The organism is Streptomyces sp. P9-A2, from assembly GCF_036634175.1.
Classification (GTDB): domain Bacteria; phylum Actinomycetota; class Actinomycetes; order Streptomycetales; family Streptomycetaceae; genus Streptomyces; species Streptomyces pratens.
The window spans coordinates 442,039-455,005 of sequence record NZ_JAZIFX010000001.1 but is presented as its reverse complement, the minus strand read 5'-3'; the positions used below and the strand labels follow the sequence as shown (position 1 = coordinate 455,005).

Below are 12,967 nucleotides of genomic sequence, written 5' to 3'. Positions count from 1 at the left end.
GGTGACCCGCCCCACGCGGCGGGTGGTCAGGCCGGAGTCATGGGTGAAGACGACCCTCCCGGACCGCCACGGCGGGAAGCGGCGGAAGGCGAATCCTGCCGGCCTGCTTCTCCCGGGCGGACGGATAGTGTGGGCCCGTCAGCGAAGATCGGGGAAAGACGGAGCACATGGCGGACATCGTGGAGACAGCGGCGCGTAAGGTCTTCGAGCGCTACGACCTGGACGGGGACGGCCTGGTCACCGCAGACGAGTACCGGAAGGTCGTGGCGGAGCTGGAAGGTTCCGAGATCACCGAGTCGGAGGCCCAGGGACTGATCGATTCACTCGACGCCGACGGCGACGGCCAGATGTCCTTCGAGGAGTTCTGGGCGGCCATGAACCGTTGACCCCAGGGGGCCCGGCACGCGAGGAATGCTGTTGGTGAATCCGGTGGCCCCGGGTCATGAGTCCGCCAACCGTGACACTTTCCAGGAATGCGTCACGGTCGCGGCCGGAGTACCCAGGGCCGCCGGTACGGGCTCGCGGGGTCCGGAACGCCATGCCGAATTGACCAACAGCATCGCGAGGGTGCCGGGCCCGTCCGTGCCGCCTTCAGCCGACCTCGCGTCCTCGCATGGGTGCGGTGCCGGCGCCGGCGCCGTGCCGCAACCCGTCCAGGAACTCCCGCGGCACCTCCGTCGCGGGGTGTTCCGGCCGCCGGCCCAGTTCCGGCACGCGCCGCCGGCCCGGGGTGCGGGAAACGGCCGGCCCCAGCCCGGCCACTGCCGCCGGCCCGGGACGGCGGAGGGTCTCGGACTCCGGGGGACCAGGGTGTACTGCGCGCTCCGAACCCGGACGGTCGTCACCGGGCACGCCCCTTGCCCTCCCACGGTCGTCGCGACGGTCACTCCAGAAGGCCCGCGACCAGCGTGGCGAACTCGTCCGGGGTGGCGAGGCGAACGCCGAGCTGTTCGGCCTTGGCGCGCTTGGAGCCGGCGCCTTCTCCGGCGACGACGAGGGTGGTTCTCCTGGAAACGCTGGAGGAGGAGCGGCCACCGGCCCGTTCGATGAGTTCGTTCATCTCGTTGCGGGAGAGCTTCTCCAGGTTTCCGGTCATCGCACCGGTGACCACCACCGTCATGTCGGCCAGCGGGCGTCCCGCCCCCGGCGTCCCGGCCGTATGCCGCTCCTCGGAGTCGGAGTCGGAGTCGGAGCCGGAGTCGGCGGCCGGAGGCGGAGTGGCGCCGGGCTCCGTCATATTGACGCCCGCCGCGACGAGCTTGTCGATGAGCGGGGCGAGTTCGGCGAGTTCCGCGACGATGACGGGTGCCTTCTCCGATCCGATGCCGTCCACCCGCTGCATCGTTTCGGCGTCCGCGGAGCGGATGTTGTCCATGGTGGCGAAGTACCGGGCGATGCGGCGGGACATGGACCGGCCGGTGCCGCGGACGCCGAGCGCGCAGAGCACCCGCGACAGCGGCTGTTCCTTGGCCGCGGCGATCGCGGCGAGCAGGTTGTCGGTGCTGGTCTCGCCCATCCGCTCCAGGCCGAGCAACTGGTCGCGCCGCAGGGCGAACACGTCGGCGAGATCGGCGACGAGGCCCGAGTCGACGAGCTGGACGACACGGGTGGCTCCCAGGCCCTCGATGTCGAGCTGGTCGCGTCCCGCGGCGTAGGAGAGCGAGGCGACCAGGTGGCAGTTGCGGCCCTGCGCGCACCGCCAGCGCTCCCCGCTGGTGTCGATGTCCGATCCGCAGCGCGGGCACTGCTCGGGGAAGACGACGGGCTGCTCCTCGCCGGTGCGCAGGTGGGTGACGGGGGCCTCGATGCGGGGGATGACGTCGCCGGCGCGGTGGACCATGACATGGTCGCCGAGCCGCAGGCCGCGACGGGTGATGTCGGCCGGGTTGTGCAGGGTGGCGTAGGTGATGGTGGAGCCGTCGACGACCACTGGTTCGAGGACGCCACGCGGGGCGATGATGCCGGTCCGTCCGACGTTCCACTCCACCTCCAGCAGCCGGGTGATCTTCTCCACGGCCGGCAGCTTGTACGCGATCGCCCACCGGGGCGCACGGGACCCGGAGCCGGCGTCCCGCTGGTCTGCGGCGAGGTCGGCCTTGATGACGATCCCGTCGATGCCGAACGGCAACTCGGCCCGCACCGCGGCGATTTCCTTCACCCGGGACAGAACCTGCTCCGGCGAATCGGCGATGGAGTCCGGGACCACGGTCGCGGCGCTGGTGTGCACGCCGAGCTCGGCGGCCAGGGACATCAGATCGCTGTGGGGAAGCTCCGCCAGCCGCTCGGCAAAGGGGCCGTCGGTGCCGGGCAGCGGCAGCAGTCCGTAGCCGAAGAACGTCATCGGCACGGTGTAGAGCCGCTCCTTCGCCCTCAGCGTGCCCGCGGCCGCGTTGCGCGGATTGGCGAACGGCTGACCGCCGTGACCCGTGCGGGCCTCGTTCGCGTACTCGAACTGGGCTGCCGTCATCAGGACTTCGCCGCGCACCTCCACGGTGACCGGCTCGGCCAGCCGCTCGGGCAGCCCCACGACGGTGCCGATCGCGTGCGAGACGTCCTCCCCGGCGATCCCGTCCCCACGAGTGATCAGCCGGGTGAGACGACCGTCGCTGTAGCGGGCGACGATCGCGAGTCCGTCCAGCTTCGGGCCCACACTGAAGCGGGCGACCTCACGGCCGATGCGTCGGGTCAGGGACGCCGTCCACGCCGTGAACTCCTCGGCCGAGAAGACGTTGTCGAGGCTGAGCATCGGCACCGTGTGCGGTATGTCGCCCTCCACCGCACCGCCGGCGACCTTGCCGGTGGGGGAGTCGGGCAGCACCTCGTCCGGGTGCGCCGCCTCCCAGGCGGCGATCCCGCGGGCCAGTCGGTCGTAGGTGTCGTCGTCCAACGGTGAGGTGCCGCCCTCGTAGTAGGCGGCCGCCGCGCTCACGGCGTTCTCGATCGCCTGTGCGTAGGCGGCGGCATCCACGATCACTGCTGCGGGAGTAGTCATGACCGGCATCATGCCGCCCACCACTGACAACGGGACCGGACGCCGACCCGCACCGACCTGCTGTGATGCCGATGCCGAGCCGGTGCCGGGTCGTTGCCTGCGCCACCGCCCATCTGAGGCTTCCATGTGGGCGGATACCTACGGTTCATGTCCCAGTGGTCGCTTGTATGCCCTCGGTTCGTATAGGCGGGATTCGATCCGAGTGTCCCAACGGGGCGCGTCGCGCCCCTCATCGGTATGACCGGGCTCCCCCGGCGGTCACCAGGATCGAGAAACACGTGAACATCCCCACCTCGTTGCGCAGGGTCCAGAACCCTGTGGTTCTGACAGCGGCTGTACTGCTGGCCGTGAGCGCGTGCGGCAGTGCCGAGGCGAGGTCGGACGGCAGCGGCGGTGAGGGGGAGAAGCTGTCGGGCACGGTTCAGGTGGACGGTTCCAGCACGGTGGCTCCGCTGTCGACGGTGGCGGCCGAGCTCTTCCGGGCGGAGAACACCGACGTCGAGATCGCCGTCGGCACGTCCGGAACCGGCGGCGGTTTCGAGAAGTTCTGCCACGGCGAGAGCGACATCTCCAATGCTTCGCGCGCGATCGAGGACGTCGAGGTGTCGGCCTGCAAGCTGAAGGGGGTCGAGTACCAGGAGCTCCAGGTCGCCGGGGACGGCCTGTCCGTCGTGGTGAGCAAGGGCAACGAATTCGTCGAGTGCCTCACGGTGGACCAGTTGAGGATGATCTGGCAGCCCGGTTCGGAGATCGACAACTGGAACCAGGTCGACGCGTCGTTCCCCGACCAGGAACTGGAACTGTTCGGTCCCGGCACGAACTCGGGCACCTTCGACTACTTCACCGATGCCGTCAACGGTGAGGAGGGCGCCTCGCGCACCGACTACGCGGCGAACGAGGACGACGACCTCATCGTGCGGGGTGTCTCGGGATCCGTGGGCGGCATGGGCTACTTCGGCCACTCCTACTACGAGGAGAACAAGGACAAACTGAAGGCCCTGGCGATCGACAGCGGTGACGGCTGCGTCGCCCCGACCGTGCAGGCTGTTCAGAACGGCAGCTACAAGCCGCTGGCGCGCCCGCTGTTCATCTACCCGAAGGCGTCTTCGCTGGAGAAGCCGGAGGTCGCGGCGTTCATCGAGTACTACGTCGAGAACAACAAGCGCATCGCCGAGAAGGCCAACTTCGTTCCGCTCAGCGCGGAGCAGGATGCCGAGCTGCGTGAGGACCTCGCCGCTCTCAAGGCGAAGCAGGAGTCCTGAACAGGAGCGATCGCTCATCACGCATCGACCGGTGTCCGATGGCCGATGGCCCGGTGCGTGCCGGGCTGCCAGCGGGTCTGCGGCGCAGGAGAATCCCTGGTGAACAAGCGGGAAGGGCTGGCTTCCCGCACCGGAGGAACCCCTGGCTCGCACCTAGGCCGAACGGATGGCTATCTCTTCGTACGGCGTGCGGGCGGAGACGGTGTCGGACGGCCCGGAAGCGTGCACGACGGGCCTGGCCTGCCTGTTGATCGACCGTGATGAGGCCGACCGGCAGACCAACCTCTCCAACCACCTGCGCGTGCTGCGCGAGGCCGGAGTGGTGGAGACGGAGCCCTGCGGCCGGTTCACGTACTACAAGCTGCGCCCCGACGTCATCGCCACGCTCGCCGGGCAGTTCGCCGACCTGGCCGAATCCGCCCGCACCGCCGCCGAGAACAAGCGGGCTCCACCTTCGGCGGCGGCGAGGCCGACGAACTGCCGGCCCGTGGCGCGCTCGGCCTGGCCGCCGAGGCCGCCGTCGAGGCCGGGCACGCCGACGCGGTCACCGGCTTCCGTACCGAGGCGGTCGAGCGGGACGGCGACGGGCGCCCCGTTCTCGTGGCGGAGGACGGCCGGCGGCTCGACGCCGTGGACGAAGTGATCGTGTTGACCGGTTTCCGCCCCGACCTGTCGTTCCTGTCCGAGCTGCGGCTCGGCCTGGACGAGCGGCTCCAGGCCCCGGTGGCACTCGCCCCGCTGATCGACCCCAACCAGCACTCCTGCGGCACCGTCTCCCCGCACGGCCACCGCGAGCTGTCCCACCCCGAACAGGGTGTCTACCTGGTCGGCATGAAATCCTACGGCCGCGCCCCGACGTTCCTGGCCATGACGGGTCACGAGCAGGTCCGCTCCGTCGCCGCCGCGATCGCCGGAGACCTCGACTCCGCCGACCGCGTCGAACTGGCCCTCCCCGACACCGGAGTCTGCGGCGGCGCCGGCCTCTTCGACGACCCCGAGGGCGAGCAGAGTGGAGGCGGATGCTGCGCCGCACCGGCACCCGCCCCGGTACAGCTCGGCACCGCTCCGGCCGCGGAGCGGGGGCAGGGCTGAGCGTGTTCACGGGACCCGCGTCCGGTCGGTGTGGTTCGCGGATGCCGTCGATGATGCGGGTCCAGTTGTCGCCGCCGTGCCCGTTCTCGATCGCGCGCCCGTAGTGGCGCACGCGCGGACCGGGAGCGGACGGAGCGGGCGGACGGCCGTCAGACCGGCCGAGGGGCTTCCTGTGCGGAGACGTGGGTGATCAGGCGCAAGGCAGCCGCGACGGTGTCCCCCAAGGGGGGACCCGCCGCCGGGTCGGGCCGTAGGGCCCAGTCCTCCACCGCGATGCGCAGCGCGGTGTTCAGCACGCCCGCCTCCATACGGACCGTGAGGTCGGCGGCGGGGCGGCCGGTGCGGTCGGCGATCATCGAGGCGAACTCGGTCTCGGCGTCGTAGTGCGCCTCCAGCCAGACGGCACGCAGCCCCGGTTCGTCCCGGCACAGCCGCACCAGGTCGCGCAGGGCAAGCGGATCCTGCTCCGCGCCCTCGCCGCGGTGGGCGTGCAGGACGGACTCGGCGAGGGGTGCTGTGCCGTTCCGGTCCCGCACCTCCCGGGTCAGGGCCTCCAGTCCCGTGGTGAGCAGCGGGCGGACGCACTCCTCCTTCGAGCGGAAGTACCGCCACAGGGTGCGGGTGGAGATCCCCGCGGCGGAGGCGATGTCCTCCGCGGTGGTCGCCGCCACGCCCTGCGCGACGAACAGCCGTACCGCTTCCTCGGCGATCTCCCTGCGCGTCTCGGCGCGCCGCCGCTCCGTCAGTGGCGGTCGCCCCGTGGCGCCACCGGCTCGTCCGGTCATACAGGCCCCCTCGCTCGCTGTGAACACCCTATTTTATGGCGCGCGATGCCGTAATGACACGCCATGCCTTTGTGTCGCGTCGCGACAATAACCGGTAGGCTGACGCACGCCGGCGAACGCCGACAGGCCGTCGGCGCATCGACATGTCCATACGTCGAGCAGAGGAGCTCTCATGGGTGCCACATCCGGTACGGGTCTGTCCGGCAAGAGCGTCGTCGTCACCGGGGCCGCCTCGGGCATCGGCCGCGCGGCCGCGCTGCGGTTCGCCTCCGAGGGGGCCGAGGTCGTCGTCGCCGACCTGAACGCCGACGGAGCCGGGAGTGTCGTCGACGAGATCCGGTCGGCGGGCGGCACGGCGATCGCCGTCGCGGGAGACCTGAGCGACGGTGCGGTGGTCGACGAGGTCGTCACCGGCGCGGTCGACGCTTTCGGCGGGATCGACGTCCTGGTCAACAACGCGGGCGTGATGGACAGCATGTCCGCGCCGGTGGATGTCACCGACGCCGAGTGGGACCGTGTCCTGCGCATCAATCTCACGGCGCCGTTCCTGCTGACGCGGGCCGTTCTGCCGCACATGCTCTCCGCGGGCGGCGGAGCCGTCGTCAACACCGCCTCCGAGGCGGCGCTGCGCGGCAGCGCGGCGGGCACCGCGTACACCGTCTCCAAGCACGGTCTTCTCGGCCTCACCCGCTCCCTCGCCGTGATGTACCGGGACCAGGGCATCCGTGCCAACGCCATCGTGCCGGGCGGCACGATGACCGGTATCGCGACCGGCCTCGACGTCGACCGGGAGGCCCACGGGCCCGCCGTCGTCGGCCGGTACATGGTCAACATGGGGCGCATCAGTGAACCGGAGGAGCAGGCCGCCGCCATCGTCTTCCTCGCCTCCGACGCGGCGAGCAGCATCAACGGCGTCGTCCTGCCGGTGGACAACGGCTGGTCGGCGGTCTGACTCCGCCCGGACCCGAAGCGGCCCGGACTCGAGTCCCGTCCACCGGCACGCGTACTCCCGCCGTCGTCCGCGGCAGGGCGGTGCGCCTCGTACGGCGTGATCGTGACGACCTTCGACCGTCTGCCCGCCCGCGGACGCTGTCCCCGGGTGCCGTGGACGTCCTGGTCGTGGCCGTCGTCGGGTTCCTCACGCCTCGGACGCGGTGGCGAGGAATCCGGATACCGGCAGGCGGACCGGTTCACCCGGCCGCTGCCGGCGGTCTCCCCGGCGCCGGTGCTCACGCGCCGCCGGCCGGTACCGTCCGCCGTCGTGACCGGGGAGACGGTCGGCAGCCTCGGTTCCCGGCCGTCCCTGCTGCTGCTCGCCGGGTACACGGCGGCGCTGCTCCTGATCGCGGCCGGGACGTTCCGCGGCCGCGGCGCGTGAGCACCGGCGCCGGATCGTCAACGGCGGGGCGGGGCGAGATCATGGGACACCGGTGAAGAGCAGCCCTCTCCGCGCAAGGAGCGTCACCCATGAGCGAACGTGCCCCCACCGTGCTCGCCGGTCTCGACGGCATCCGCCCGTACCTCGAGGCCGTCTACGAGGACCTGCACCGGTATCCCGAACTCGGCCTGCGGGAGCACCGCACGGCGGGGAAGGGTGCCGAGGCCCTGCGGTCGTTCGGCTACGAGGTCACCGACGGGATCGGCGGCACCGGTGTGATCGGCGTGCTGGCCAACGGCGACGGCCCCACCGTCATGGCGCGTGCCGACATGGACGCCCTCCCCGTGCGTGAACGGACCGGCCTGCCCTACGCCTCCACCGCGACCGCGACCGGTCCGGACGGCACCGAGCAGCCCGTCATGCACGCCTGCGGACACGACGTGCACGTGACCTGCCTGCTCGGCTGCGCGCGGCTGCTGGCCGAGAACCGGGACGCCTGGCGGGGTACCTTCGTGGCGCTCCTCCAGCCCTCGGAGGAGAACGGCGAGGGCGCCGAGGCCATGATCGCCGACGGTCTCACCTCCAGGTCGCCCCGGCCCGACGTGGTCCTCGCCCAGCACGTACTGCCCTATCCGGCCGGCTACGTCGGCACCCGCGCCGGCTCGTTCCTGTCGGCCGCCGACAGCCTGCGCATCACCGTGCACGGACGCGGGGCGCACGGCTCCATGCCCCAGGCGGCGGTCGACCCGGTGGTGATGGCCGCGATGATCGTCGTACGCCTGCAGAGCATCGTCTCCCGGGAACTGGCCGCCACCACACCCGCCGTGCTCACCGTGGGCAGCGTCCACGCCGGCTCCGGCCCCAACGTCATCCCCGAAAGCGCCGTCATCGAACTCAACGTGCGCACCTACGACGACGCCACCCGCACCCACGTCCTGGACGCGATCGGCCGGATCGTCCGCGCCGAGTGCGAGGCGTCCCGGTCGCCGAAGGCACCCGACATCGAGCGGATCGCCTCCTTCCCGCCCACCGTCAACGACGAGGCGGCGACCCGGCGGGTCGCCGAGGCGTTCGCCGCGCACTTCGGCGACGACGCGCACACCATCGACCTGCAGACCGCGAGCGAGGACATGAGCGAGATTCCCGTGGCGTTCGGTGTGCCGTTCACCTACTGGGGCATCGGCGGCACCGACCCCGTCCGCCATGCCGAGGCCGTCCGCGGCGGCACCGTCGCCGAGGACGTCCCGGTCAACCACAGCCCCTTCTTCGCCCCGGTGGTCCAGCCCACCCTGGACACCGGCGTGCGCGCGCTGACCGTGGCCGCCCTCGCCTGGCTCGCCGCCCGGCCCGCCTCCCGGGCGTGAGCCGCCGGCCGGGCCCTACGGCACCCCGAGTTCGAACAGGACGTATCCCGCGTACGACCCGGAGGCCAGCGCCGCCGTCCCGAGCACAGTGACCAGGGAGGGCAGCCGGAGCCGCCGCATGGCGAGGGCGAGCGGGACCAGGAGCGGGAACAGGGGGAGGAGATAGCGCGAGACATTGCCGAAGTACTGCTGGGTGCCCATCACCATCAGATACGACAGCACCGTGTACACGATGAGCACGGCGGGCGGGCGCAGCCGGGCCAGCAGCACGGTGAGGACCGGCACGAGCAGGACCACCCCGACCCCGATGACGTCCTCGAAGGGCATCGCGAACAGATAGTCGAAATGGCCCACGGGGACCGAGGTCAGGACATTGAGGCTGTGCCGGCCGTAGTCGAACGTGTGGCCCCACGCACCGTCCTGGAGCTTGCTGTACCCGCCCCAGTCGCCCATGCGGTGGCCGACCCAGCCGAGGTAGCCGAGCGTGCCCAGCGGGGCGACGGCCACCGCGAGCAGCGGACGGCGGATGCCCTCCTGCCGTCGGCACACCGCGATCAGCCCGGCGACGGCGAGGGCCGCGACCAGGGTGACGGCGGTCGGCCGGGCGAGCCCGGCGAAGAACGTGAGCAGCCCGGCGGTGAGCCAGCGACGGGTCATGACGGCGTGGCAGGCCCATACGGCCAGGGCCGTGTACAGCGACTCGGAGTACACCGCCCACTCGGCGCCGGAACCCGGCCACACCGCCCACAGACCGACGGCGACCAGACCGGCCCGGCGGCCGCCCAGCCGGGAGGTGACCGCGTGGATGCCGAGCGCCGCGACGAACGAGGAGACGATGGAGACGGTCATCCCGGCGCCGTACGGGCCGAGTCCGGTGACCTCCTGGACCAGCCGCATCAGCGTCGGGTAGAGAGGGAAGAACGCCGCCGAGTTGCCCTCGAGGGTGATCATGCCGGTCGCGCCGGGGACGGGCTCCAGGGCCGGGTCGTACCCGTGCAGGGCGATCTGCTGGTACCACCAGCCGTCCCAGCTGCCCAGCACGTCCCAGGTGCGGGCGCCGCCGCCGAAGCGGGGGTGCTTCTCGCGGAAGTCGCCGGCCGAGTCGAGCAGGTACATGAAGGCGGCGAAGCCGATGAGCTTCAGCACGCCGTACGTCGCGAGGACGGGCCCGTGGCGTGCGACGGCGCGCCGCAGCCGCTCCCGGAGGTTCGGGCCGGCGTCCACCGGCGGGGAGACGTGGGGCCACGGCGTCGGACCCGGCGCCCGGTCTGTGCGGTCCGCCCGGTCTGTACGGTCCGCGGGGTCCGACGGGCCGGCCGGGTGGCCGGCCCGGATGGTGCTGCTCATGAGGCGGAGGGCCCTCTCGTACGGCGGGTGCCGCGGCCGGGGAACACCCAGGCCCGCAGGAGGAGGAAGCGCAGCAGGGTCGCGGCGAGGTTGGCGAGGACCAGGGTCAGCAGTTCCGGTCCCGGCCCGGCCTCGGGCGCGGTGCGGTGCAGAAGGGCCAGCGAACCGCTGGTGAGGGCGAGGCCGACCAGGAAGGCGGCCAGCCCCTTGAGCTGGTGCCCGAGCACCCCGTGCCGGCCGCGCACACCGAAGGTCAGCCGCCGGTTGGCGGCGGTGTTGGCGACCGCGCTGGCCAGCAGGGCGAGCGCGTTGGCCGCCTGGGCACCGGTGAAGGACCGGAGAGCCGTGTAGAGCAGCAGGTGGCACAGCGTGCTGGCGGCACCGACCGCGGCGAAGCGCAGCAGCTGACCGGCCAGGCCCGGCGGCAGTTCCGCGACCCGCTCGGGACCGCCGTTCCGGCGCAGCGCGGTCAGCGGCAGCCGGCCGCCGGCCAGGGCACGCCCCAGCCGGGCCATGCCGCGCAGATCCGCCAGCGCCGTGGACACGATGCGGACCCGGCTGTCGGGATCGTCCACCCAGTCGACCGGCACCTCGTGGATACGCAGTCCGGCCCGCTCGGCGATCACCAGCAGTTCGGTGTCGAAGAACCACCCCTGGTCCTCCACCAGCGGCAGCAACCGCTCGGCGACGTCGCGGCGTACGGCCTTGAAGCCGCACTGCGCGTCGGAGAACCCCACGGCGAGGGTGCCGCGCAGCAGGCCGTTGTAGCAGCGGGAGACGATCTCCCGCTTCGGGCCGCGCACCACATGGGAGCCGCGCGCCAGCCGGGTGCCGATCGCGAGGTCCGAATGCCCGGAGATCAGCGGGGCGACGAGCGGCAGCAGGGCTGCGAGATCGGTGGACAGGTCGACGTCCAGATAGGCGAGGACCGGGGAGCGGGATCCGGACCAGGCGGTGTGCAGCGCGCGGCCGCGTCCCTTCTCGGCCAGCCGGATCCAGTACGTACCGGGCAGGTCCCGGGCCAGCCGCGCGGCGATCCGCGGGGTGGCGTCGACGCTGGCGTTGTCGGCGATGGTGATCCGGAAGGAGTACGGGAACGTCTCCACGAGGTAGGCGTGGAGACGCCGGACGCACCGCTCCAGATCCTTCTCCTCGTTGTGCACGGGAATGACCACGTCGAGGACGGGGTCCGGGTGGCCGTCGTCGCTGTCGCTGCCGCCGGAACTGTCGTCCGCCGGCGGTGGACGGCGCGGCAGGAGCACGGGCGGGGCGGGCGCGGCGGGTGTGCGACGGTCGGCCGGCGTCGGCCGACTGGCGGTTCTCATGACTGGTTCACGGTCACTTTCCGGCGTAAGGCACCGACCCTTTTTATGGGGTGAGCATGCCAATACACTCGTGAGGGTGGTCGGAGGGAAGGCCCCGGGGGGCCGAACGGCGCCCCGGGCGGGGAGTGCGGCGTAGTGCGGTGCCGCGCTGTGCGGAGCTGCGGCTACCCGCTTCCGGCCGATTCGAGGCCGGCCGAGAAGGAGGGCGAGTGCGGGGGCTCGGAGGTGGGCGGGGGCGAGGCCGGCGCCGTGGTCACGGGTGGCGAGGGGGGCACCGACGTCCGCTCGCTCCCGCTTGTCGTGGCGGGCGGTGACGTCGAGGTCGGCGTGCCGCTCCCCGGGGTGCCGGTGGCGGGGCTCGTGGTGACGGGCGGGCTCATGGGCGGGCGGGAGGTGCCGGGAGCGGAGCTCGTCGCCGGCGGAGTGGGCGTCGGGAGCACCGGGGGTGGCGTCGGACTGGTCGCGGGCAGCGGACGGTGATCGGCGGGCGGCTGGGAGCCGGAGCCGAGGCCGGGCAGCAGGGCGAGTCCGGCACTGAGCCCGGCCACCGCCAGGGCCGAGCCGCCCGCCCGCCACAGCGTCCGGGACCGGCGACGGGCCCGGATGCCCTGGTACAGCCGCTTCTGCCGCTCGGAATCGAAGGGGGCCTGCTGTCGGGGGTCGCGCATCATGTGCGTCAGCTCCCGCTCGAAGTCGTCCATCGGTTCTCCCTTCATCCCACGGGCCTGACGGCGTCGGACAGGATCTGCCGCAGTCGCGCCACGCCCCGCGACGCATGGGACCGGGCGGTGCCCACCGGACAGCCGAGAACCTGTGCCACCTGGGCCTCGGGCAGGTCCTCGCAGTAACGCAGCACCACCGCGGCCCGCTGCCGGGGCGGCAGCAGCGCCAGCGCGGCCTCCAGCCGCGAGCGTTCCGCCACGGCCGACGACACATCACCCGGCTCGGGCCGGTCCGGCAGCTGCCCCACCGGACGCTCACCCCACCAGCGCCGCCTGGCGGAACGGGCCGCCATCCGCACAAGCACCTGACGGACGTACGCGTCCGGCGCCTGCTCGGCGACCTTCGGCCAGGCGAACCACAACTTCACCAGGGCCTCCTGCACCAGGTCCTCGGCACGCTGCCGGTCGCCGCCGGTGAGCAGACGCGCGACATGGAGCAGCGCCCCCCAGCGGGCAGCCACGAACTCGTCGAAGCCGTCTGCCCGAAACCGCTCCATCCTCACCGTCCCGTCCGTTCAATCCCCTACACCCGGACAAAGACGCTGGACCCCGCCCCACGATGCACCCGGCCCCTGTGATCCGCCTCACTTCGCACAGGCGAAGGGGCGGGTCACGGTCCTGCGGCCGTGTGATCCGACCGATGAACTCATGACCCGCCCCGGGGCACTGCCCGCAGTGCCGCCGTCAGGCGGTGCGGGAG

The 12,967-nt window shown here is 72.1% G+C and carries 11 protein-coding genes and 2 pseudogenes; 7 read left to right on the top strand and 6 right to left on the bottom strand.

What is annotated here, in order from left to right; all coding sequences use genetic code 11:
• Positions 1 to 167: 167 nt before the first annotated feature.
• Positions 168 to 386, top strand: a complete 219-nt coding sequence (locus V4Y04_RS01995; protein ID WP_332425386.1) for an EF-hand domain-containing protein — start codon at positions 168 to 170, stop codon at positions 384 to 386.
• Between the two features lie 497 nt (positions 387 to 883).
• Here V4Y04_RS01995 and ligA read toward each other — a convergent pair whose 3' ends face one another.
• Entirely contained in the window at positions 884 to 2,992 is a 2,109-nt protein-coding gene (ligA, locus tag V4Y04_RS01985; RefSeq protein WP_332425385.1) for an NAD-dependent DNA ligase LigA, read from the bottom strand.
• Positions 2,993 to 3,270: 278 nt separating this feature from the next.
• Between ligA and V4Y04_RS01980 the strand changes: the two genes are divergently transcribed.
• The 3 genes and pseudogenes from V4Y04_RS01980 to V4Y04_RS01970 all read left to right on the top strand — a co-directional run.
• Positions 3,271 to 4,254, top strand: a complete 984-nt coding sequence (locus V4Y04_RS01980) for a PstS family phosphate ABC transporter substrate-binding protein (protein ID WP_332425383.1) — start codon at positions 3,271 to 3,273, stop codon at positions 4,252 to 4,254.
• 166 nt (positions 4,255 to 4,420) lie between these two features.
• Positions 4,421 to 4,708, top strand: a pseudogene (locus V4Y04_RS37630) (hypothetical protein); the annotation flags it as partial.
• A pseudogene (locus tag V4Y04_RS01970) lies at positions 4,684 to 5,384 on the top strand (flavoprotein); the annotation flags it as partial. The pseudogenes V4Y04_RS37630 and V4Y04_RS01970, both read left to right, overlap by 25 nt.
• A gap of 111 nt (positions 5,385 to 5,495) precedes the next feature.
• Here the strand turns inward: V4Y04_RS01970 and V4Y04_RS01965 are convergent.
• Entirely contained in the window at positions 5,496 to 6,131 is a 636-nt protein-coding gene (locus V4Y04_RS01965; RefSeq protein ID WP_332425382.1) for a TetR/AcrR family transcriptional regulator, read from the bottom strand.
• Positions 6,132 to 6,303: 172 nt separating this feature from the next.
• On the opposite strand from V4Y04_RS01965, the gene V4Y04_RS01960 reads away from it, so the two are divergent.
• The 3 genes from V4Y04_RS01960 (at position 6,304) to V4Y04_RS01950 (ending at position 8,873) form a co-directional block, all read left to right on the top strand.
• On the top strand, positions 6,304 to 7,083 hold the full coding sequence (locus V4Y04_RS01960; RefSeq protein ID WP_332425380.1) for an SDR family NAD(P)-dependent oxidoreductase: 780 nt from the start codon (positions 6,304 to 6,306) through the stop codon (positions 7,081 to 7,083).
• Between the two features lie 102 nt (positions 7,084 to 7,185).
• Positions 7,186 to 7,509, top strand: a complete 324-nt coding sequence (locus V4Y04_RS01955) for a hypothetical protein (protein ID WP_332425378.1) — start codon at positions 7,186 to 7,188, stop codon at positions 7,507 to 7,509.
• 89 nt (positions 7,510 to 7,598) lie between these two features.
• Positions 7,599 to 8,873, top strand: a complete 1,275-nt coding sequence (locus tag V4Y04_RS01950; RefSeq protein ID WP_332425376.1) for an amidohydrolase — start codon at positions 7,599 to 7,601, stop codon at positions 8,871 to 8,873.
• A 15-nt stretch (positions 8,874 to 8,888) separates the two neighbouring features.
• Here the strand turns inward: V4Y04_RS01950 and V4Y04_RS01945 are convergent, their stop codons facing one another.
• The 4 genes from V4Y04_RS01945 to V4Y04_RS01930 all read right to left on the bottom strand — a co-directional run bounded on the left by V4Y04_RS01945 (position 8,889) and on the right by V4Y04_RS01930 (position 12,764).
• On the bottom strand, positions 8,889 to 10,220 hold the full coding sequence (locus tag V4Y04_RS01945) for a hypothetical protein (protein WP_332425375.1): 1,332 nt from the start codon (positions 10,218 to 10,220) through the stop codon (positions 8,889 to 8,891).
• Positions 10,217 to 11,545 (bottom strand): bifunctional glycosyltransferase family 2/GtrA family protein, encoded by a 1,329-nt coding sequence (locus V4Y04_RS01940; RefSeq protein ID WP_332425374.1) that lies wholly within the window; start codon positions 11,543 to 11,545, stop codon positions 10,217 to 10,219. The genes V4Y04_RS01945 and V4Y04_RS01940 overlap by 4 nt, the downstream gene beginning before the upstream one ends.
• Positions 11,546 to 11,709: 164 nt before the next feature.
• The gene (locus tag V4Y04_RS01935) at positions 11,710 to 12,246 is read right to left on the bottom strand and encodes a cellulase (RefSeq protein WP_332425371.1); all 537 of its coding nucleotides are present in this window, start codon (positions 12,244 to 12,246) and stop codon (positions 11,710 to 11,712) included.
• A gap of 11 nt (positions 12,247 to 12,257) precedes the next feature.
• Complete coding sequence (locus V4Y04_RS01930; RefSeq protein WP_332425369.1) at positions 12,258 to 12,764, bottom strand: SigE family RNA polymerase sigma factor; 507 nt, start codon at positions 12,762 to 12,764, stop codon at positions 12,258 to 12,260.
• Positions 12,765 to 12,967 lie beyond the last annotated feature (203 nt).